Here is an 18,871-nt window from a genome sequence, read left to right as displayed (position 1 = left end):
CGGAGGACGGTGCAGGGTCGACGGCGCCGTCAGGATGCGACGGCGGGGGTGCGGCGTCGCGCGGACAGGACGGCCAGCAGCGAGCCGCGGCTGTCCTCCCGGGAGCCGAGGGCCGAGGTGACGCGGTCGAGGAAGATCGCGAGCACCACGACCCCGAGCCCCGCCTCGACGCCCTGGGCGACGTTCAGGGTGGAGATGGAGGCGACGACGATCTTGCCGAGTCCGTCGGCGCCGGCGATCCCGGCGACGACCGCCATCGACAGCGCGAGCATGATGACCTGGTTGATGCCGGTCATGATGGTGCGGCTCGCGAGCGGGAGCTGGATGCCGCGGAGGATCTGCCCGTTCGTCGCGCCGAAGGCGTGCCCCGCCTCGACCTTCTCACGGTCGACGCCCCGGATGCCGAGCTCGGTGAGCCGGACGCCGGGCGGGAGGGAGAAGATGATGGTCGACACGACGCCCGGAACGACGCCGATGCTGAAGAACAGCACCGTCGGGATCAGGTAGACGAAGGCGGGCATCGTCTGCATGAAGTCGAGCACCGGCCGGAGGGCGGCGCTGACGGCGTCGCTGCGCGCGGCGAGGATGCCGAGCGGCACGGCGACGACGACCGCGATGACGGTGGCGATGAGCACGAGCGCGAGCGTCTGCATCGCGGGCTCCCACATGTCCATCGCGACGACGAGCAGGAACGACAGGACCGTGCCGACCGCGAGCTTCCAGGACCGCAGCAGCCATCCGATGAGCGCGAGCACGGCGATCAGCGCGAGCGCGGGCGGCGCGAGCAGCACGGCGGTGAGCCCGTCGACGGCCCCCTCGAGGCCGGTGTCGACCGCGTCGAGCAGCCCCTCGGCGTTGTCCTTGATCCAGTCGAGGCCGTTCGAGACCCACTCGCCGACCGGGATGCGGAATCCCTCCATCAGCGCACCTCCTCGCTCGCGGCGCCCGCTGCGGCGTCGCCCTCCGGCTCGCCGTCGGCGAGCACCTCGTCGATGACGGTCGCCGCGACGGGGATCGTCAGCTCGCCGGTCGCGGCGGCGCCCGGGCCGAGCGCGGCCAGCAGCGTGACGCGCGGGATGACGCCCGCGAGGCGCTGCTCGGCGTCGAGGACGGCGAGCGGCAGCTCGGACTCGACAGCCGGCACGAAGAGGTCGAGCAGGACGTCGTCGACGCTCACGGTGTGCGGCACCGGGCGGAGGACGCTCGCGAGGGAGGCCTCGCCGCGCTGGACGAGCTTGAGCGCATCGCGGTCGCGGACGATGCCGAGGAGCCGGCGGTCGCGCCCCGTGACGTAGACGGCCGAGCTGCGCTCGTCGCGCATCGCCCGGAGCGCGGTGCGCGGGCCGGCGGTCTCGGTGACGACGACGCGGGACCGCTCCATGACGTTGCCCGCGGTGAGGACCCGGGCGCGGTCGACGTCCTGGACGAACTGCTCGACGTAGTCGTTGGCGGGATCGGTGAGGATGTCCTCCGGAGTGCCGATCTGGACGATCCGGCCGTCCCGCATGACCGCGATGCGGTCGCCGAGGAACATGGCCTCGTTGAGGTCGTGCGTGATGAAGACGATGGTCTTGCCGAAGCGCTCCTGCAGCTCGAGCAGCTGCTCCTGCATCTCCCGCCGGATGAGCGGGTCGAGCGCGGAGAAGGCCTCGTCCATGAGCAGGATGTCGGTGTCGGCGGCGAGGGCTCGGGCGAGGCCGACGCGCTGCTGCATCCCGCCGGAGAGCTGGCCGGGGAGCTTCTCGCTCCAGCCCTGGAGCCCGACGAGGCTCACGATCTCCTGTGCGCGCTCGAGCCGGGCGGCGCGGGGCACGCCCTGCATCTCGAGCCCGTAGGCGACGTTCTCGAGCACGCTGCGGTGGGGGAGCAGGGCGAAGTGCTGGAAGACCATCGAGATCCGCGAGCGGCGGATCTCCCGGAGCCGCTTCGCCGAGACCTTCGTGATGTCGTCGTCGCCGAGCCGGACCTCGCCCGCCGTCGCATCGAGGAGGCCGTTGAGCATGCGGATGAGGGTCGACTTGCCGGATCCGGAGAGACCCATCACGACGAAGATCTCGCCGGGCTGCACGTCGAATCCGGCGTCGATCACGGCCGCGGTGCCGGGGATCGCGCTGCGGTCGGCGCCGTCGCGCAGTCTCCGCACGCTCTCCTCCGACTGCCGTCCGAAGATCTTGAAGAGTCCGCGCACGCGGATCGCGGGGGCATCGCCCATGTCGGTGTCGTCCTGCTTCCGGGCGTGCGGCATCCATCCGGGATGCTCGGGTCGCCCTCTGCTCACGGTCCGGGTCGCCGCACGGTCGCGACGTGCTCGACGCGGGACACCCGAGGCGTCCCAGGCGGAGCTGCCGGGACCGGACCACCGTACGTCCGCCGCGCTCGGGAGCGCCGCGGCCGCGGGCCTGATCGGTACGCCCCCTCCGCGTCGTGTGGTCGCGGCGGGGACTCGACCACGGTAGCAACCGTCCGGGGGCCGCCACGCACGGGATGTCCCCCGCATGGGGGACTTTCGAGCCGCGATCGGGGGACGCGAGCGGGAGAACCACTGGTCAGGCCGCAGGTTAGGGTTGTTATGAGGTCGTTACCCAGCGACTCCTCAGCACGCTTCGAGAAGAGGTCACATGACGCGTCTGCACGTCGCGATCCCGCTCCGCTGGTCGGACTTCGACGCCTACGCCCACGTCAACAACGCCGAGATGCTCCGACTGCTCGAGGAGGCCCGCATCCAGGCCTTCTGGCGACCGGACGACGGGGCCGAGCCCGGCGCCGAGACGGCCGTGCTCGACGCCCGGCCGGGAGCGGAGATCATCAGCCTCATCGCGCGCCAGGAGATCGAGTACCTCGCGCCGATCCCGTACATGCGGGCGCCCGTCGACGTCGAGCTGTGGATCGGGCGCCTCGGCGGCGCGAGCCTCGAGGTCTGCTACGAGGTCTACTCGCCGGTCGGCATCGCCCCCCGCGTGCTCTACACGCGCGCCGCGACGACGCTCGTCATGGTGACGGCGGCGGACGGCCGGCCGACCCGGGTCTCCGACGAGCTCCGCGCCGTCTGGGCTCCTTATGTCGAGGAGCCGGTCCGGTTCTCGAAGCGCGGCTGACGCCGCGCGACGCGCTCAGGCGGGCGACGCCGGCACCCGCACCATGCCCTCCTGGGCCACGCTCGCGACGAGCGCGCCCGAGCGGTCGTAGATCCGGCCGAGCGCGAGGCCCCGCCCGCCGATCGCCGTGGGCGAGTCCTGCACGTAGAGCAGCCAGTCGTCGACGCGCGCCTGGCGGTGCCACCACATCGCGTGATCGAGGCTCGCCGCCTTGAGGCCCGGCGTCGCCCAGGCGACGCCGTGGCGGCGGAGGATCGGCTCGAGGATCGAGTAGTCGCTCACGTAGGCGAGCGCGGCCCGGTGCAGCACGGCGTCGTCCGGAAGGGGGCCGATCGCCCGCATCCACACGGCCTGGTGCTCCGAGCGGTGCTCGGCCGCCCGCAGGTAGATCGGGCCGTCGATGTGGCGGATGTCGAAGGGCCGCTGCTCACCCCAGAACCGGGCGACCGGATGGTCGATGCCGCTGAGCGCCTCCGCGGTGCTCGGCAGCTGCTCGGGGTCGGGCACCTCCTCGGGCGCCGGCTCCTGGTGATCGAGCCCCGCATCCTCGACCTGGAAGGAGGCGATCATCGACAGGATCGGCAGCCCGTCCTGGTAGGCCTGGGTTCGGCGGGTCGAGAAGGAGCGGCCGTCGTGGATGCGGTCGACCGAGAACGTGATGGGCAGCCGCACGTCGCCCGGCCGGAGGAAGTAGCCGTGCATGGAGTGCACGAGCCGATCGGCGGGCGCGGTGCGGGATGCCGCGACGAGGGACTGCGCGAGGACCTGCCCGCCGAAGACGCGGCCCTCCGGCATCCACTGGCTGGGGCCGGTGAAGATGTCCTCCCGGGTCCGGGCTCCCGTGTCGGTCAGGTCGAGGGCGGCCAGGAGTCCCGCCAGGGGGTCGCTCATGCCCGTAGTCTAGGGACAGATGTCCCGCCACTTCACGCTCAGCGATCCGCTCGCGCTCGACGACCTCCGGACCTTCGTCTCGCGTGCCCAGCGGCTCGAGGACGGCTCCGTCCGGCTCATCGCCGGAAGCGGCGTCCTGGCGGTCTACGCGGCCGTGCTCTACCCGGTCGGCCTGCTCGACGAGGTGCCGACGGTGCTCGGCCTCCGCACCTACGCGATCGCCGTCGACGAGCCCTTCGTGGATGCCGTGGTGCCGATCCGCTCCTTCCTGCAGCGGATCGAGACGGCCAGGGCGGAGCGCGACGCGAACCACGACCCCGAGACGATCGGCGTGCGCGTCTCGCTCCCGCTCGAGGTCAACACGGTCACCTGGGCCGCGATCTCGCCCCCGAGGGGCGGCTGGTACGGCATCGACGGCATCGCCGCGGGGTCGCTCGAGTCGGCCGCGAAGGCCGGCATCGCCGAGATCGCCGAGGCCCTGCCGGACGGCGCGGGCGAGCAGATCGTGCGCCGGGTGCGCGCCGAGGTGTGGAGCCGCCCGGTCGACGGGCTCGAGCACGTGCCCGCGGGCGCGGCCTTCGCGGCGCTGAGCATGGGCTTCCTCGGCGATGACGAGGTGCGGATGTTCGAGACCGGCCCGTGGACGCGGATGACGACCCAGCGCGGCCACGTGCTCGTGAAGCGCCGGGCCTGGACGCTGAGCCGCTAGCTCCGCTCCGGCCGGCTCAGCCGGCCGCGGCGCGGCCCGCGGCCCGGCCCGAGAACAGGCAGCCGCCGAGGAAGGTCCCCTCGAGCGAGCGCGAGCCGTGCACGCCGCCCCCGCCGAACCCCGCCGCCTCGCCCGCCGCGAAGAGGCCGGGCACCGGCATCCCGTCGGCGTCGAGCACGCGCGACTCGAGGTCGGTCTGGATGCCGCCGAGGCTCTTGCGCGTCAGCACCCGCAGGCGCACCGCGATGAGCGGTCCGTGGGCGGGGTCGAGGAGTCGATGCGGCGACGCGACCCGGATGAGCCGGTCGCCGAGGTACCGGCGGGCGCCCCGCACGAGCGAGAGCTGCGCGTCCTTCTGGAACGGGTTCTCGAGCTGCCGGTCGCGCGCCTCGATCTCGGCGCGGGCGCTCGCCGCATCGAAGGGCGCATCGGGCTCCAGGTCCGTCATGCGCTCGAGCAGCTCGTCGAGGGAGGAGGCGACGACGAAGTCCTCGCCCTCGGACTTGAAGCGCTCGACCGGCTCCGTCGCGCCTTTCCCGAGCCGCTGGCGCAGCAGCTCGCGGATGCTCCGGCCCGTGAGGTCGGGGTTCTGCTCGCTCCCGGAGAGCGCGAACTCCTTCTCGATGATCGACTGCGTCAGCACGAACCAGCTGTGGTCGTGGCCGGTGCGGCGCAGGTGCTCGAGCGTGCCGAGCGTGTCGGCGCCGGGGAAGAGGGGCACGGGCAGCCGGCGTCCCGTCGCATCGAGCCACAGGCTCGAAGGGCCCGGGAGGATGCGGATGCCGTGGGCGGGCCAGACCGGGGAGTGGTTGCCGATCCCCTCGACGTAGTGCCACATCCGGTCGCCGTTGACGAGCCGCGCGCCCGCCGACTCGCTGATCGCGAGCATGCGGCCGTCGACGTGCGCCGGGACGCCGCTCAGCATCCGCTCGGGCGGGGTGCCGAGCCACGCCGGCCAGGCGGCGCGCACGAGCTCGTGGTTCCCGCCGATGCCGCCGCTCGCGACGATCACGGCGGGCGCCTCGATCGCGAAGGCGCCGACCGCATCCCGGCTGCTCGCCTGCCCGCGCTCGGCGGCATCCTCGGCGAGGACCGCGCCGCTCGCCCCGACGACCGCGCCGCCGCGCAGCGTCAGCTCGTCGACGCGGTGCCGGAAGCGCAGCTCGGCCCGCCCCTCCTCGACGCCGCGGCGCACCCGCGCGATGAAGGGCTCGAGGATGCCGGGCCCGGTGCCCCAGGTGATGTGGAAGCGCGGCACCGAGTTGCCGTGCTCCGAGGCCGTGTATCCGCCGCGCTCCGCCCAGCCGACGACGGGGAAGAACCGCACGCCGAGCTCGTGCAGCCAGGCGCGCTTCGGACCGGCCGCGAACTCGAGGTAGGCCTCCGCCCAGCGCCGCCCCCACTCGTCCTCGGGGCGGTCGAAGTCGGCGCTGCCCATCCAGTCCTGACGGGCGAGCTCGAGCGAGTCGCGGACGCCCATGCGGCGCTGCTCGGGGGAGTCGACGAGGAAGAGGCCGCCGAAGGACCACCAGGCCTGGCCGCCGAGGCTCGCCTCCGGCTCCTGCTCGAGGATGACGACGCGTCGCCCGGCGTCCAGGAGCTCGGCCGCGGCGACGAGGCCCGCGAGCCCCGCGCCGATGACGATCGCGTCCGCCTGATCCGGCATCCTGCCCCCTCCTCGCGGCCTCGAGCCGAGACTAGCCGGGGCGGTCAGGCGGACGCGAGGATCTCGGCGCTGTGGCGTGCCGACCACTCGACGAGCGGGAGCAGCACGCCCGCGAGCTCCTCGCCGCGGCTCGTGAGCGAGTACTCGACGTGCGGCGGGATGACGGGATGCGCGACCCGGTCGACGAGGCCGTCCGCCTGGAGCTGGCGCAGCGTCGAGGCGAGCATCTTCTCGCTGATGCCGTCGACGGCCCGGCGCAGCTCACTCCAGCGGTGCGTGCCGTTGGTGAGGGAGAGCACGACGAGGACGCCCCACCGGCTCGTGACGTGATCCAGGACCACGCGCGTCGGGCACCCGGCGGTGAGGAGCGTGTCGTCCATGCCCGGGAGCGCCCGGAGCTCGCTGAAGGTCGCGACCATGCCAGGAGCTTACCGAAAAGTGGGTACCCCTCGCCCGGAATGCACGCTGCGGCGGGCGGCTTGTACCGAGCTGTCGAACGAAAGGACACCCCATGACCATCCTCGTCACCGGAGCCTCCGGGCACCTCGGACGCCTCGCCGTCGAAGCCCTCATCGCCCGCGGGTTCGCCCCGGCCGACATCCGGGCCGGCGCCCGCGACACCTCGCGCATCGCCGATCTCGCGGCGCGCGGCGTCGAGGCCGTGCCGCTCGACTACGACGCGCCGGCGAGCGTCGAGGCCGCCGTCCGGGGCGTCGAGCAGGTGCTCCTCGTCTCCGCGAGCGAGCCCGGGAAGCGCGTGCCCCAGCACCTCGCCGTCATCGACGCCGCGAAGGCCGCCGGCGTCGCGCAGCTCGTCTACACGAGCGCCCCGCGTGCGACCGAGTCCGAGCTCGTCGTCGCGCCCGACCACAAGGCGACGGAGGAGGCGATCGCCGCCTCCGGCATCCCCGCGACCATCCTGCGCAACAACTGGTACACCGAGAACTACCTCGGCACCGCCGCGCAGGCCCGCGAGACCGGCGTCGTCGCGTCGAGCGCGGGCGACGGCCGCGTCGCGAGCGCGAGCCGGCGGGACTACGCCGAGGCGGCGGCCGTCGTGCTCACGACGCCCGGCCACCTCGGCGAGGTCTACGAGCTCGGCGGCGACACGTCGTGGGACTTCGCGGAGCTCGCGGCCGCGCTCGCCGAGGTCCTCGGCCGCGAGGTCGCGCTCGCGCCGCTCAGCACCGAGGCGCACCGTGCCGCGCTGCGCGATGCGGGGCTCGACGAGGCGACCGCGAGCTTCGTCACGACGCTGGACGCCGACATCCGCGACGGCGCGCTCGCCGAGGTCACCGGCCAGCTCTCGCGCCTCATCGGCCGCCCGACGACGCCGCTGCGCGAGGGGCTCCGCGAGGCGCTCGCCTGATCGGATCCGATCCCGGGATGCCGTGACGGCGTCCCGGGATCGAGTCGCGGCGACGCGGAATCGTTATCGTAGACCGCTCGTTCTGTGACCTCGCGCTGTTTCCATGGAGGCATGGGGAATCGCCGGATGCCGCGCGCTGCGCTGTCCCTCGGCGCGCTCGCGCTGGTCGGCGGGCTCGCGCTCGCCGGCTGCGCGGGCTCCGCACGGCTGACCCCGCCGCCACCCGGCGACGGCGGCGGGTCGACGAGCGCCGCGCCCGAGCGGACCGGGACGCCGCGCGCGGCCGAGCTCGTGCTCGAGGCGGAGCGCTTCGCGATCCTCGACGAGGAGGGCTCCGTGCTCGCCGAGCACGCCTGGACCGAGGACCCGTCTGCCGCGATCGACGCCCTCGCGGGCGCGATCGGCACCGAGGCCGAGGTCGAGGCGCACGAGCCGGAGCACGCGGACGACCCCTCCGGCACCGAATACCACTGGCCCGGCCTCGAGGTCCGCGTCAGCGACTTCGAGAACGACCCGCCCATGTGGACGAACTGGAAGATCCACGTCGACGCGGAGCGCGTGGGCGAGCTCCTCGTCGTCGGCCCGCGTGGCGAGCACGTCGGTCAGACCGGCGCCGAGCTCGAGTGCCTCGGCGGCATCGACCCCTTCGAGGCCGACGGCGGTCTCGCCGCGCTCTGCCTCCTCGAGGACGCCCCGGTCGCCGGCGCTCCCGGCTCCTTCCGCTACGTGCAGTCGCTCCTCGGCTCGTCAGGCGACGTCGACGGGCTCCGCGTCGAACGGCTGATCGCCCCGACGGAGAACTACGGGCCGTAGAGCGCTCACTCCTCGAAGGTGTTCACCATCGCAAAGGCCGCGCGCTCGAGGTAGGCCCAGAGCGTCGCCTCGTGCATCGGGGAGAGACCCAGCTCGTCGACCGCCGTGCGCATGTGCCGCAGCCAGCGGTCGCGCGCATCCGGATTGACCTTGAACGGCACGTGCCGCATCCGCAGGCGCGGGTGACCGCGCTGCTCGCTGTAGGTGCCGGGGCCGCCCCAGTACTGCTCGAGGAAGCCGGTGAGGCGCTCGATCGCGCCCTCCATGTCGTCCTCCGGGTACATCGGCTTCAGGACCTCGTCCTCGGCGACGCCCTCGTAGAAGCGGCGCACGAGCCGCTCGAAGGTCACGCGGCCGCCGACCTGCTCGTAGAAGCTGCCGCCGACGTGCTCGCCGCCCTGGCCCATCCGCAGCTGCAGGGAGTCCTCGGCCATCAGTCGCTGCTCCTCGGCGGCTTCTTCGCGGCGGGCTGCTCTGCGGCGGGCTGCGTCGGGAGCGGGGCCGTCTTCGGCGGGCGGGCGCCGCGCACGGAGGCCGCGCCCTCGATGCCCTGCAGCGTGATCGTGCTGAGCGCCGGCGTGCGGACCTCGAGCTCGTCGAGGGTGCGCTTGAGCCGTCCGCGCAGCTCGCGCGCCACGTCGTCCTTCGAGCCGGAGCGGGTCTTCGCGACGAGGCGCACCACGACCGCCTCCGAGGAGATGGACTCGATGCCCCAGATCTCCGGCTTCTCGAGGAACAGCCGCTTCCACTTCGGCTCCTGCTGCATCTCGACCGCGGTCGCGAGCAGGCGGGCCTCGACCGCGTCGACGTCCTCCTCGTAGGGGATCGCCATATCGAGGATGACGCGCGACCAGCCCTGCGAGAGGTTGCCGACGCGGAGCATCTCGCCGTTGCGGACGTACCAGAGGGTGCCGTTGACGTCGCGGACCTGGGTGACGCGGATGCCGACCGACTCGACGACGCCGGTCGCGAATCCGGTGTCCACGACATCCCCCACGCCGAGCTGATCCTCGATGACGATGAAGAGGCCGTTGAGGATGTCCTTGACGATGTTCTGCGCGCCGAAGCCGAGGCCGGCGCCGAGCGCCGCCGTGATGAGCGAGAAGGCGCCCGCGGCGCTCGCGTCGACCGTCGTGACGACGAGGATGACCGAGACGATGGCGACGATCGCGGTCACGAGGTTGCTGAGGACGGTGCCGAGGGTCCTCGTGCGCTGCACCGTGCGGACGGCGGCGAGCGGGGACGAGAGCAGCTGCTGCGTGTCCTCGACGTTCTGCTTCTTCTTCACCCCCGACACGACCCGGTCGACGGTGCGCCGGATCACGAAGGTCAGCGCCACCCGCACGAGCACGGCGACGATGACGATGACGGCGACCTTCAGCGGCTTGTCGAGCAGGAAGGCCCAGATCGCATCCCAGGGAATATCCATATGCCGCCCAGCGTAGCCAGCGGCCGCCGTCGGCACCTGGATGCGGGGTCGAGAGAGCCTGGGCGGAACCGGCATGCTCGGATGGTGACGCCCGCGAACGAGCCGCCCGCGATGCCGCCGTCGAGCCCGATCGACGGCATCTCCGACGAGGAGCTGCTGCGCCGGAGCGCCGAGGCGCCGGATGCGGCGGCGCGGGCCGCCGTGTTCGGCTTCGACCTCGCGGCGCTCAGGGTGACCCGGCGTCGGCTGTCCGTGCTCGTGACCGGGATCGCGGCGGGAGCGGCGTTCCTCGTGTTCGCCGGATGGAGCATCCCGGCGCAGCTCATCGCAGATGAGCGGGTCGACTATCTCGCAGTGGCAGGAGGGTTCCTCGCGCAGCTCGTTCCGCCGCTCGTCGTGTTCATCGCGACGCAGATCATGGCTCGCGCCGTCGCCTCAGCCACGCCACGCCGGATCGTCGCCCGCTCGGAGCCGATCGTCGTCGTGCTGCACAGCGCCGCGGTCGTGGGTCTGATGCTGACCCTGACGCCGTCGCCGGGTCTTATGGCGGGCGCGCTCGCGGGCGCGATGCTCTCGATGCTGGTGCTCGTCGTCCCCGACGTCGCCCTGGCGGACTTGTTCGGGAAGCCGCATCCCGTTCTTCCGCTGTCGGCGCGGCAGATCTGGGCGGTCCCCGCATTCCTCACGCTGCGCGGCGGCGTCATCGCGCCGCTGGTGCTCGGACACGTGGCGACCGCCGTGAGTGCCGCCCTGCTCGTCGTCGTGGCGCTGACGGCACCCGTGCTCGCGATTCCGGCCGTCGTGATCCGCATCGTCGTCCGCACCGGCGGCGGCATCCGCGCGGTCGAGGGGAGCCGCAGCGCCGCGATCGGCACCGCGGTCGCGGAGCCGGCACTCCTCGCGCCGCTCGCGATCGCGGCGTCGATCATCGGCGCGGGCTGACGACCCGGCACCGGAAGGCGCTGGCCGCCCCGGACGGATCCGGGGCGGCGACGCCGGCGCTGGAGCGCCGAGGTGCGGTTACGCGCGGTCGCGCGCCTGGGCGGCGAGGGCGCGCTCGACGCCCGCGAGGTTCTCCGAGACGAGGCGGCGCAGCGCCGGGATGCCGGGGTTGGCATCCAGCCAGGCGCGCGTCGCGTCGACGAGGGACGGCGAGGCGAGCGGCGCGGGGTAGAAGCCCATCACGATGTAGTTCGCGATCTGGTAGCTGCGCTCCTTCCACACCGTCTCGAGCGCGGCGAAGTACGGCTCGACGAGCGCCTCGAGCGCGGCCGGGTCGTTGACGTGCTGGTAGCCCATGCCCATCATCCGCAGGATCACGTTCGGGATCGTCGTGTCGGTCGTCGCCGCATCCAGGGCCGCGCGCTTGCCCTCGGCGGTCGCGATCGTCGCGCGGGCGCGCGCCGCAGCCTGCTGGCCGTTCGAGGTGTTGTCGCCCGAGAGCGACTGGGCGATCTCGAGCTCGCCGGCGTCGCCCGTGAGCACGAGCGCCTCGAGGAGCTCCCACGAGAGGTCGGTGTCGATCTCGAGGCCCTCGAGCGCGATCGAGCCGTCGAGGAGACCGGAGACGGTCGCCGCGTGCTCGGTCGTCGAGGCGGCGTTCGCGAAGAACTTCACGAACTGGAACTGCGCGTCGCTGCCGGCCGCCGCATCCCGGCCGAGGCGCCAGAGCGCATCCCCGACCTCGGCGATGGTCTCGGCGCGGACCGACGGGTCGACGTAGGTCCGGGCGACGAGCAGCAGCTGCGAGAGCGTCGTGCGGATCGTCGTCGACTCGGTCTCGGTCGCGATGTTGCCGAGCACGAGGCGCACGTAGTCCCGCGGCGCCGTCTCGGCATCCCGCGTCGCATCCCACACGGAGCCCCACACGAGCGCCCGGGCCAGCGGGTCCTCGATCGCGGCGAGGTGCTCGATCGCGACGGCGAGCGAGTCCTCGTCGAGGCGGATCTTCGCGTACGCGAGGTCGTCGTCGTTGAGGAGCACGAGGTCGGGGCGGGCGAGCCCGACGAGCTCGGGCACCTCGGTGCGGACGCCGTCGACGTCGAGCTCGACGCGGTGCGTGCGCGCGAGACGGCCGTCCTCGAGGGAGTAGAAGCCGACCGCGAGGCGATGCGGTCGGATCGTCGGGTAGTCGGGGGCGGCCGACTGCGCGATCGCGAAGCCCGTGATGACACCCGAGTCGTCGACCGAGATCTCGGGGCGGAGCGTGTTGACGCCCGCCGTCTCGAGCCACTTCGCGCTCCAGTCGTCGAGCTGGCGGCCGCTCGTCGTCTCGAGCTCCACGAGCAGGTCCTGCAGCTCCGTGTTCTGGAACTGGTGCTTCTGGAAGTACGCGCCGACGCCCGCGAAGAAGGCGTCGATCCCGACCCAGGCGGCCAGCTGCTTGAGGACCGAGCCGCCCTTGGCGTAGGTGATGCCGTCGAAGTTGACCTGCACGTCCTCGAGGTCGTTGATGGTCGCCACGACCGGGTGCGTCGAGGGGAGCTGGTCCTGCTTGTACGCCCAGCTCTTCTCCATCGCCTGGAACGTCGCCCAGGCCTCCGTCCACTCGGTCGCCTCGGCGGTCGCGATCGTCGACGCCCACTCCGCGAAGGACTCGTTGAGCCAGAGGTCGTTCCACCACTTCATGGTCACGAGGTCGCCGAACCACATGTGGGCGAGCTCGTGGAGGATGGTGACGACGCGGCGCTCCTTGATCGCGTCGGTGACCTTCGAGCGGAAGACGTAGGTCTCGGTGAAGGTGACCGCGCCCGCGTTCTCCATGGCGCCCGCGTTGAACTCGGGCACGAAGAGCTGGTCGTACTTCTCGAAGGGGTAGGCGACGCCGAACTTCTCCTCGAAGTAGGCGAAGCCCTGCTTCGTCTTCTCGAAGATGTAGTCCGAGTCGAGGTGCTCGAAGAGCGACTTCCGGGCGAAGACGCCGAGCGGGATCGTGCGGCCGCTCGAGGAGACGAGCTCGTCGCGCACCGCCTGGTACGGACCCGCGACGAGCGCCGTGATGTAGCTCGAGATGCGCGGGGTCGGCGCGAAGTGCCAGGTCGCCTTGCCCCAGGTGTCCTGCACGGGCTCGGGCGTCGGCGAGTTGGAGACGACCGCCCAGTTCGCGGGCGCGGTCACGTGGAAGGTGAAGGCGGCCTTGAGGTCGGGCTGCTCGAAGACCGCGTACATGCGGCGCGAGTCGGGCACCTCGAACTGCGTGTAGAGGTACACCTCCTGGTCGACCGGGTCGACGAAGCGGTGGAGGCCCTCGCCCGAGTTCGTGTAGACCATGTCGGCGTCGACGACCAGCTCGTTCGACTCCTCGAGCCCCTCGAGCTGGATGCGGACCCCGTCGCTCACGACGGCGACGTCGAGCTCGCGCCCGTTGAGCGTGACCGAGTGCACGGTGCGGGTGATGGCGTCGATGAAGGTCTTCGTGCCGCCGCTCGCGCGGAACCGCACGGTCGTCGTGGAGCGGAAGGTCTCCGTGCCGCTCGTCAGGTCGAGGGCCACGTCGTAGGACTCGACCTCGAGGAGCGCCGCGCGCTCCTGGGCCTCGATGCGGGTGAGGTTCTCTCCAGGCACGCGGATTCTCCTTCGTCGGCGTTCGCGGGGGTGCGGATCGTGTCCGCTGACGACTCTAGCCCCGAGGCCGGGAGGCTCGCGGGCGCGTATCGTGACGGCATGCGGCCGACCGACTCGCACCGCTCCACCGCCGAGCGCTACCGCGTCTTCGCCGAGGTGGAGGCGGCCGGCCTGTCGCCCGCCATGGAGGCCTGGGCGTCGGGGATCGCGGGGGATGCGGAGGCGCTCGAGCTCATCGGCGGGCTTCCCGAGGCGTCCCGGCAGCCCAATCTCGTCCTCGCCGCCGCGCGCCTGCAGGGCGCCTCGGGTGCGTGGCCGGCGTTCCGCGAGACCCTCCTCGGACGATGGTCGGCGATCTCGGCGACCGCCGTCTCCCGATCGACTCAGACCAACGAGGCCGCGCGCTGCGCGCTCCTGCTGCCGGCGCTCTCGCTCGTCGAGGGCCCGATCGCCCTCATCGAGGTCGGGGCGGCCGCGGGCCTCTGTCTGCTGCCCGACCGCTACTCGTATCGCTATCGCGACGCGGCGGGCTCGGTCCGCGCATCCCTCGACCCCGCCGGCGGGCCCAGCCCGGTCGTCCTCGACTGCACGCTCGAGGGCGAGCCGGAGCTGCGGATGCCGGAGGTGGTGTGGCGTGCCGGCATCGACCTCAACCCCCTCGACCCCCGCGACGGGGGAGACGCCGCCTGGCTCGAGGCGCTCATCTGGCCGGAGCACGAGGACCGGCGACGGCGGCTGCGCGCGGCGCTCTCGCTCGCGGCGGCCGAGCCTCCGCGCATCGTCCCCGGCGACCTGCTCGTGCGCCTGCCGGAGGTCCTCGCCGAGGTGCCGGCCGGCGTGACGCCCGTCGTCGTCCACACCGCCGTCATCGCCTACCTGCCGGCCCCGGCGCGGGAGCGCTTCGCCGAGCTCATGCGGGACCTGCCCGCGCGCTGGATCTCGAACGAGGGGCGAGGCGTCGTGCCCGGCATCCGACCGCACCCGGCCGCACTCGACCGGCCGTCCGATTTCGTGCTGGCGCTCGAGGGCGAGCAGCTCGCCGAGACGCAGCCGCACGGCCGCGCGCTCCGCTGGCTGGGCCGACCCTAGACTTGCCGCGTGCGCATCCACATCGCGACCGACCACGCCGGACTCGACTTCAGCCGGGAGCTGCAGCAGCACCTCCGCGACCGGGGTCACGAGGTCGTCGACCACGGACCGACGAGCTACGACCCGCTCGACGACTACCCCTCCTTCTGCGTGAACGCGGCGCTCGCGACCGTCGCCGACCAGCGCGCGGGGGTCGAGGCGCTCGGGCTCGTGTTCGGCGGCTCCGGCAACGGCGAGCAGATCGCCGCGAACAAGGTCGAGGGATGCCGCGCCGCCCTCGTCTGGAGCACCGCGACGGCCGAGCTCGCCCGCGAGCACAACGACGCGAACGTCATCTCGATCGGCGCCCGCCAGCACACCGCCGCCGAGGCGATCGCCTTCGTCGACACCTTCATCCGCACCCCCTTCTCGGGCGAGGAGCGCCACGCGCGCCGCATCGCCCAGCTCGGCGAGTACGAGACGACGGGTGCGATCGCCGGCCACGACGTCCTCGGCGCCTAGCCCCCGTGCCCGAGGGTCACTCCGTCCACCGGATCGCGCGCCAGTTCCGCGCGCACTTCGAGGGCTCGACCGTTCGGGTCAGCTCGCCGCAGGGCCGCTTCGCGCGCGACGCCGCCCAGATCGACGGTCGGACGATCACGCAGGTGCGCGCGGTCGGCAAGCAGATGTTCATGGAGTTCGACCACGGACTCTGGCTGCGGGTGCATCTCGGCATGTACGGCGCCTGGGACTTCGCCGGCGACATCACGGTCCAGCCGACCGCCCTCGGCGAGACGACCCGGCCCGACGACGGCGCCGCGATCGACCACCAGGACTCGCTCGCCTCGATCGGCGCGCCGCGGCGCCTCCGCATGTCGGAGGCCGACCGCCTGGGACCTGCGATCGAGGGGTTCCCGCCCGAGCCCGTCGGCCAGGTCCGCTGCCGGATCCTCGCGCCCCACGCCGTCGCCGACCTCCGCGGGCCCACCGCCTGCGAGGTCCTGACCGCCGAGGAGGTGCAGGCCGTGATCGCGAAGCTCGGCCCGGACCCGCTCGTCGACGGCACGGCACGCGGCGAGCGGCGCTTCCTCGAGGTCGTCGCCCGCAAGCCGACGCCCATCGGCCTCCTCCTCATGGACCAGAGCGTCGTGAGCGGGATCGGCAACGTCTACCGGGCCGAGATCCTGTTCCGCGCCCGCCAGAGCCCCTTCACCCCGGGCCGCGAGGTGCCGCCGGAGGTCGTCGCGGGGATGTGGCGGGACTGGGCGAAGCTGCTCCGGATCGGCATCGACACCGGCATCATGCTCACGATGGACGGCCTCCGCGGCGAGGCCCGACGGCGTGCCATCGCGAGCCGTGACGACCGGCACTGGGTGTATCACCGCACCGGCCTGCCGTGCCGGGTCTGCGGCACGCACATCGCGATGCAGGAGCTCGCCGGCCGCAAGCTGTACTGGTGCCCGACGGATCAGGCCTGAGAGGGGCGACCATGCGACAGACGCCGCACTACCTGCTCGAGGACCCCGAGGAGGTGAAGCGCCTCATCCGCGAGAACCCGTGGGCGACGATCGTGTCGCACACCTCGACGGGCCTCGTCGCCTCCCACTACCCGGTCGTGCTCGAGGAGGACGAGACGGGCATCTCGATCGTCAGCCACGTCGGGCGCCCCGACGAGCAGCTCCACGAGCTCGGTCGGCACGAGATCCTGGTCGTCATCCAGGGGCCGCACGGCTACATCTCGCCGAACTGGTACACCGAGCCGAACGACTTCATCCCCACCTGGAACCACGTGACCGCGCACCTCTACGGCACCCCCGAGATCCTCTCCGCGGAGGAGAACCTGCGCGTGCTCGGCGAGCTCGTCGACCACTTCGAGTCGCGGATGCCGGAGCCGGTCTCCCTCGAGATCGACCCGGTGTACTCGGCGCGCATCGCGAAGGGCACGGTCGGCCTCCGCCTCCGCGTCACGCGCTTCGACGCGCGCCTCAAGCTCAGCCAGAACAAGACCGCGGAGGTGCGCGAGCGCATCATGGCCGAGCTCCGAGGCGAGGGCCCCTACGCGCAGCCGGGGCTCGCCGAGGAGATGACGCGGGTCGAGGCGATGCCGCGGGATGCGGAGGGCGCCGAGTGAGCGGACTGCTCCTGCGGCGCGCGCGGCTCGTCGACGGCCTCGAGCACCACGGCGGGGAGCCGCTCGACCTCCTCCTCGAGGACGGCCGCATCCTCGTCGTCGGCACCGAGCTCGAGGTGCCGGATGCGGAGGTCGTCGAGCTCGACGGCCGCTGGGTGACCCCCGGCCTCTGGGACGAGCACGTGCACTTCAGTCAGCACGCGCTCACGGCGCAGCGCCTCGACGTCGCGCCCGCCGCCTCCGCAGCCGAGGTCGCCCGGCTCGTGCGCGAGCGGGTCGTCGCGGCGCCGCCGGCGCCGGGCGAGCCGCTGATCGGCTACGGCTTCCGCGACGGCCTGTGGCCCGACGAGCCGGAGCCCGCCCACCTGGATGCGATCGGCGCGCCCGTCGTGCTCGTGAGCGGCGACGTGCACTGCACCTGGGCGAACCGCGCCGCCCTCCACCTCCTCGGCATGGCGGACGCCGACTGGCTGCTCCGCGAGCAGCCCGCCTTCGACCTCGGCCGCCGCATCAGCGCGGTGCCCGTCGAGCGGCTCGACGCGTGGGCCGGCGAGGCGGCGCGGCAGGCCGCAGCGCGCGGCGTCGTCGGGATCTCCGACCTCGAGATGGACGACGCGGCCGGCACCTGGCTCCGCCGCATCCGGGGCGGGACGCGCGAGCTCCGCGTCCGAGCCGCCGTCTACCCCTACGACCTGGAGCGAGCGCGCACCGGCGGCATCCGCACCGGCGCCGTCGTGGACGGCTCCGAGGGGCTGCTCGAGGGCGGCAACTTCAAGCTCTTCACGGACGGGTCGCTCAATACCCGCACCGCCTACTGCCACGACCCCTATCCCGGGCTCACGGGCGCGGAGGCCCGGGGCCTCGCGACGCACGAGCCGGCCGCCCTCCTGGGCCTCGCACGCGACGGCCTCGCGGCCGGCCTCTCGCCGACGATCCACGCGATCGGGGATGCGGCGGTCGCCCTCGCGATCGACGCCCTCGAGGCGCTCGGCGACCTGGAGGAGCTCCGCGGCACCGCGCGCATGGAGCACGTGCAGCTCATCGCCGAGGCCGACGTGCCGCGCCTCGCGGCGCTCGACGTGACGGCGAGCGTGCAGCCCGAGCACGCCATGGACGACCGGGAGGTCGCCGACCGCTACTGGGCGGGTCGCACGGGCCGCTCCTTCGCCTTCCGCGCCCTCCACGATGCGGGCGTGCGGCTGGCGCTCGGCTCGGACGCACCCGTCGCGCCGCTCGACCCGTGGATCGCGATCGCGGCGGCGACGACCCGGAGCCGGGACGGCCTCGAGCCGTGGCATCCCGAGCAGGCGCTCGAGCGCAGCGCGGCGCTCGCCGCGAGCACGCACGGCGGGGTCCTCGAACCGGGTTCCCGGGCGGATCTCGCGATCCTCGACGCCGACCCCCTCGCCGTCTCGGGCGCGGAGCTGCGTGCCATGCCGGTCGCGGGCACCCTGCTCGGCGCCCGCTGGACGCACCGGGAGCTCTGAGCCGCACCGGCATCCGCATCCCGAGACGACGACGGCGGGCCGCCCCCGAGGGGACGGCCCGCCGTCGTCGGTCGTGCGGTCTACTTCGCGACGTGCGCGAAGAGGAACCAGCGGTCCTTCTCGAGGCCGCGGGCGATCTCGATCGCCACATCCTGGCTGGCCGCGTCGGGCTCGCCGAGCTCGTCGATCGCGGTGCGGACCGTGACGAGGGTCGCGTCGATCTGCGCGATGACCTGGGCGATCACGGACTCCGACTGCTGGAAGCCCTCGGCGAGCGCCGGGGTCGTGGTCTTCGCCGCGACGGTCTGGACGCGGGCGTCGACCGGGAGGCCGAGGGCGACGATGCGCTCCGCGGCGGTGTCGGCGTACTCGCGGGCGTGGTCCACGACATCGTCGAGGAGCTCGTGGACCGCCTGGAAGTTCGCGCCGCGGACATGCCAGTGGGCCTGCTTGCCGTCGACGGCGAGGGCCTGGAGGTCGACGACGACGGGTGCCAGGAACTGGGCGACGGCGGTGGTCACGTCGGGGTCGATCGAGGTGGTGGGGATGGCGGAAACATCGGTCATGAGAGGCTCCTTCTGCACGCCGTCCGGGGTCTCCGGCGGCTTTCGTCGAGTGCAACGCTACTCAGCTGAATGCATTCCGCAAG

19 protein-coding genes are annotated in these 18,871 nt (G+C 72.9%); 10 read left to right on the top strand and 9 right to left on the bottom strand.

Going from position 1 to position 18,871, the window contains the following annotated elements:
* Positions 1 to 29 precede the first annotated feature (29 nt).
* Both OF852_RS05560 and OF852_RS05555 read right to left on the bottom strand, forming a co-directional pair.
* Entirely contained in the window at positions 30 to 920 is an 891-nt protein-coding gene (locus OF852_RS05560) for an ABC transporter permease (RefSeq protein ID WP_271120809.1), read from the bottom strand.
* Positions 920 to 2,245 carry a quaternary amine ABC transporter ATP-binding protein gene (locus OF852_RS05555; protein WP_271120808.1) on the bottom strand — a complete coding sequence of 442 codons (1,326 nt, stop codon included), beginning with the start codon at positions 2,243 to 2,245 and terminating at the stop codon, positions 920 to 922. Before OF852_RS05555 ends, OF852_RS05560 begins: the two co-directional genes overlap by 1 nt.
* 373 nt (positions 2,246 to 2,618) lie before the next feature.
* Between OF852_RS05555 and OF852_RS05550 the strand changes: the two genes are divergently transcribed.
* Entirely contained in the window at positions 2,619 to 3,095 is a 477-nt protein-coding gene (locus OF852_RS05550; protein ID WP_271120807.1) for an acyl-CoA thioesterase, read from the top strand.
* Between the two features lie 15 nt (positions 3,096 to 3,110).
* Here OF852_RS05550 and OF852_RS05545 read toward each other — a convergent pair whose 3' ends face one another.
* Positions 3,111 to 3,986: an acyl-CoA thioesterase gene (locus tag OF852_RS05545; protein ID WP_271120806.1), complete on the bottom strand. Its 876-nt coding sequence runs from the start codon at positions 3,984 to 3,986 to the stop codon at positions 3,111 to 3,113.
* A 19-nt stretch (positions 3,987 to 4,005) separates the two neighbouring features.
* Here OF852_RS05545 and OF852_RS05540 point away from each other — a divergent pair, with 19 nt between their 5' ends.
* Entirely contained in the window at positions 4,006 to 4,695 is a 690-nt protein-coding gene (locus OF852_RS05540; RefSeq protein WP_271120805.1) for a hypothetical protein, read from the top strand.
* A 16-nt stretch (positions 4,696 to 4,711) separates the two neighbouring features.
* Here OF852_RS05540 and OF852_RS05535 read toward each other — a convergent pair whose 3' ends face one another.
* Both OF852_RS05535 and OF852_RS05530 read right to left on the bottom strand, forming a co-directional pair.
* Entirely contained in the window at positions 4,712 to 6,361 is a 1,650-nt protein-coding gene (locus OF852_RS05535; protein WP_271120804.1) for an FAD-binding dehydrogenase, read from the bottom strand.
* A gap of 44 nt (positions 6,362 to 6,405) precedes the next feature.
* The gene (locus OF852_RS05530; RefSeq protein ID WP_271120803.1) at positions 6,406 to 6,780 is read right to left on the bottom strand and encodes a winged helix-turn-helix transcriptional regulator; all 375 of its coding nucleotides are present in this window, start codon (positions 6,778 to 6,780) and stop codon (positions 6,406 to 6,408) included.
* 92 nt (positions 6,781 to 6,872) lie between these two features.
* On the opposite strand from OF852_RS05530, the gene OF852_RS05525 reads away from it, so the two are divergent.
* Both OF852_RS05525 and OF852_RS05520 read left to right on the top strand, forming a co-directional pair.
* Positions 6,873 to 7,730, top strand: coding sequence for an SDR family oxidoreductase (locus tag OF852_RS05525; RefSeq protein WP_271120802.1), 858 nt, complete (start codon positions 6,873 to 6,875; stop codon positions 7,728 to 7,730).
* Between the two features lie 126 nt (positions 7,731 to 7,856).
* On the top strand, positions 7,857 to 8,543 hold the full coding sequence (locus OF852_RS05520) for a hypothetical protein (RefSeq protein ID WP_271120801.1): 687 nt from the start codon (positions 7,857 to 7,859) through the stop codon (positions 8,541 to 8,543).
* 5 nt (positions 8,544 to 8,548) lie between these two features.
* On the opposite strand, the gene OF852_RS05515 is transcribed toward OF852_RS05520, so the two are convergent.
* Positions 8,549 to 8,977: a globin gene (locus OF852_RS05515; RefSeq protein WP_271120800.1), complete on the bottom strand. Its 429-nt coding sequence runs from the start codon at positions 8,975 to 8,977 to the stop codon at positions 8,549 to 8,551.
* The gene (locus OF852_RS05510) at positions 8,977 to 9,972 is read right to left on the bottom strand and encodes a mechanosensitive ion channel family protein (protein ID WP_271120799.1); all 996 of its coding nucleotides are present in this window, start codon (positions 9,970 to 9,972) and stop codon (positions 8,977 to 8,979) included. The genes OF852_RS05515 and OF852_RS05510 overlap by 1 nt, the downstream gene beginning before the upstream one ends.
* Positions 9,973 to 10,056: 84 nt before the next feature.
* On the opposite strand from OF852_RS05510, the gene OF852_RS05505 reads away from it, so the two are divergent.
* Complete coding sequence (locus OF852_RS05505) at positions 10,057 to 10,914, top strand: hypothetical protein (protein ID WP_271120798.1); 858 nt, start codon at positions 10,057 to 10,059, stop codon at positions 10,912 to 10,914.
* 78 nt (positions 10,915 to 10,992) lie between these two features.
* Here the strand turns inward: OF852_RS05505 and pepN are convergent, their stop codons facing one another.
* Entirely contained in the window at positions 10,993 to 13,536 is a 2,544-nt protein-coding gene (gene pepN, locus OF852_RS05500; RefSeq protein WP_271120797.1) for an aminopeptidase N, read from the bottom strand.
* Between the two features lie 99 nt (positions 13,537 to 13,635).
* Between pepN and OF852_RS05495 the strand changes: the two genes are divergently transcribed.
* The 5 genes from OF852_RS05495 to OF852_RS05475 are packed head-to-tail and all read left to right on the top strand — an operon-like array spanning position 13,636 to position 18,222.
* On the top strand, positions 13,636 to 14,625 hold the full coding sequence (locus OF852_RS05495; protein ID WP_271120796.1) for a DUF2332 domain-containing protein: 990 nt from the start codon (positions 13,636 to 13,638) through the stop codon (positions 14,623 to 14,625).
* A gap of 9 nt (positions 14,626 to 14,634) precedes the next feature.
* Positions 14,635 to 15,126 carry a ribose-5-phosphate isomerase gene (locus OF852_RS05490; RefSeq protein ID WP_271120795.1) on the top strand — a complete coding sequence of 164 codons (492 nt, stop codon included), beginning with the start codon at positions 14,635 to 14,637 and terminating at the stop codon, positions 15,124 to 15,126.
* A 5-nt stretch (positions 15,127 to 15,131) separates the two neighbouring features.
* Positions 15,132 to 16,082 carry an Fpg/Nei family DNA glycosylase gene (locus tag OF852_RS05485; RefSeq protein WP_271120794.1) on the top strand — a complete coding sequence of 317 codons (951 nt, stop codon included), beginning with the start codon at positions 15,132 to 15,134 and terminating at the stop codon, positions 16,080 to 16,082.
* Positions 16,083 to 16,093: 11 nt separating this feature from the next.
* Positions 16,094 to 16,735, top strand: a complete 642-nt coding sequence (locus OF852_RS05480) for an FMN-binding negative transcriptional regulator (RefSeq protein WP_271120793.1) — start codon at positions 16,094 to 16,096, stop codon at positions 16,733 to 16,735.
* On the top strand, positions 16,732 to 18,222 hold the full coding sequence (locus OF852_RS05475) for an amidohydrolase (protein WP_333781469.1): 1,491 nt from the start codon (positions 16,732 to 16,734) through the stop codon (positions 18,220 to 18,222). Before OF852_RS05480 ends, OF852_RS05475 begins: the two co-directional genes overlap by 4 nt.
* An 80-nt stretch (positions 18,223 to 18,302) precedes the next feature.
* Here the strand turns inward: OF852_RS05475 and OF852_RS05470 are convergent, their stop codons facing one another.
* A complete protein-coding gene (locus tag OF852_RS05470; RefSeq protein WP_271120792.1) occupies positions 18,303 to 18,788 on the bottom strand; it encodes a Dps family protein in 486 nt (161 codons plus the stop codon).
* Positions 18,789 to 18,871 lie beyond the last annotated feature (83 nt).

The organism is Homoserinibacter sp. YIM 151385 (genome assembly GCF_027912415.1).
In the GTDB taxonomy this organism is placed as follows: domain Bacteria; phylum Actinomycetota; class Actinomycetes; order Actinomycetales; family Microbacteriaceae; genus Schumannella.
This window is presented reverse-complemented; position numbering and strand designations above follow the sequence as displayed.

Coding starts and splice junctions, on each gene's coding strand:
- OF852_RS05560 (WP_271120809.1), bottom strand. CDS start 920: ATGGAGGGATTCCGCATCCCGGTCGGCGAGTGGGTCTCGAACGGCCTC.
- OF852_RS05555 (WP_271120808.1), bottom strand. CDS start 2,245: ATGCCGCACGCCCGGAAGCAGGACGACACCGACATGGGCGATGCCCCC.
- OF852_RS05550 (WP_271120807.1), top strand. CDS start 2,619: ATGACGCGTCTGCACGTCGCGATCCCGCTCCGCTGGTCGGACTTCGAC.
- OF852_RS05545 (WP_271120806.1), bottom strand. CDS start 3,986: ATGAGCGACCCCCTGGCGGGACTCCTGGCCGCCCTCGACCTGACCGAC.
- OF852_RS05540 (WP_271120805.1), top strand. CDS start 4,006: ATGTCCCGCCACTTCACGCTCAGCGATCCGCTCGCGCTCGACGACCTC.
- OF852_RS05535 (WP_271120804.1), bottom strand. CDS start 6,361: ATGCCGGATCAGGCGGACGCGATCGTCATCGGCGCGGGGCTCGCGGGC.
- OF852_RS05530 (WP_271120803.1), bottom strand. CDS start 6,780: ATGGTCGCGACCTTCAGCGAGCTCCGGGCGCTCCCGGGCATGGACGAC.
- OF852_RS05525 (WP_271120802.1), top strand. CDS start 6,873: ATGACCATCCTCGTCACCGGAGCCTCCGGGCACCTCGGACGCCTCGCC.
- OF852_RS05520 (WP_271120801.1), top strand. CDS start 7,857: ATGCCGCGCGCTGCGCTGTCCCTCGGCGCGCTCGCGCTGGTCGGCGGG.
- OF852_RS05515 (WP_271120800.1), bottom strand. CDS start 8,977: ATGGCCGAGGACTCCCTGCAGCTGCGGATGGGCCAGGGCGGCGAGCAC.
- OF852_RS05510 (WP_271120799.1), bottom strand. CDS start 9,972: ATGGATATTCCCTGGGATGCGATCTGGGCCTTCCTGCTCGACAAGCCG.
- OF852_RS05495 (WP_271120796.1), top strand. CDS start 13,636: ATGCGGCCGACCGACTCGCACCGCTCCACCGCCGAGCGCTACCGCGTC.
- OF852_RS05480 (WP_271120793.1), top strand. CDS start 16,094: ATGCGACAGACGCCGCACTACCTGCTCGAGGACCCCGAGGAGGTGAAG.
- OF852_RS05470 (WP_271120792.1), bottom strand. CDS start 18,788: ATGACCGATGTTTCCGCCATCCCCACCACCTCGATCGACCCCGACGTG.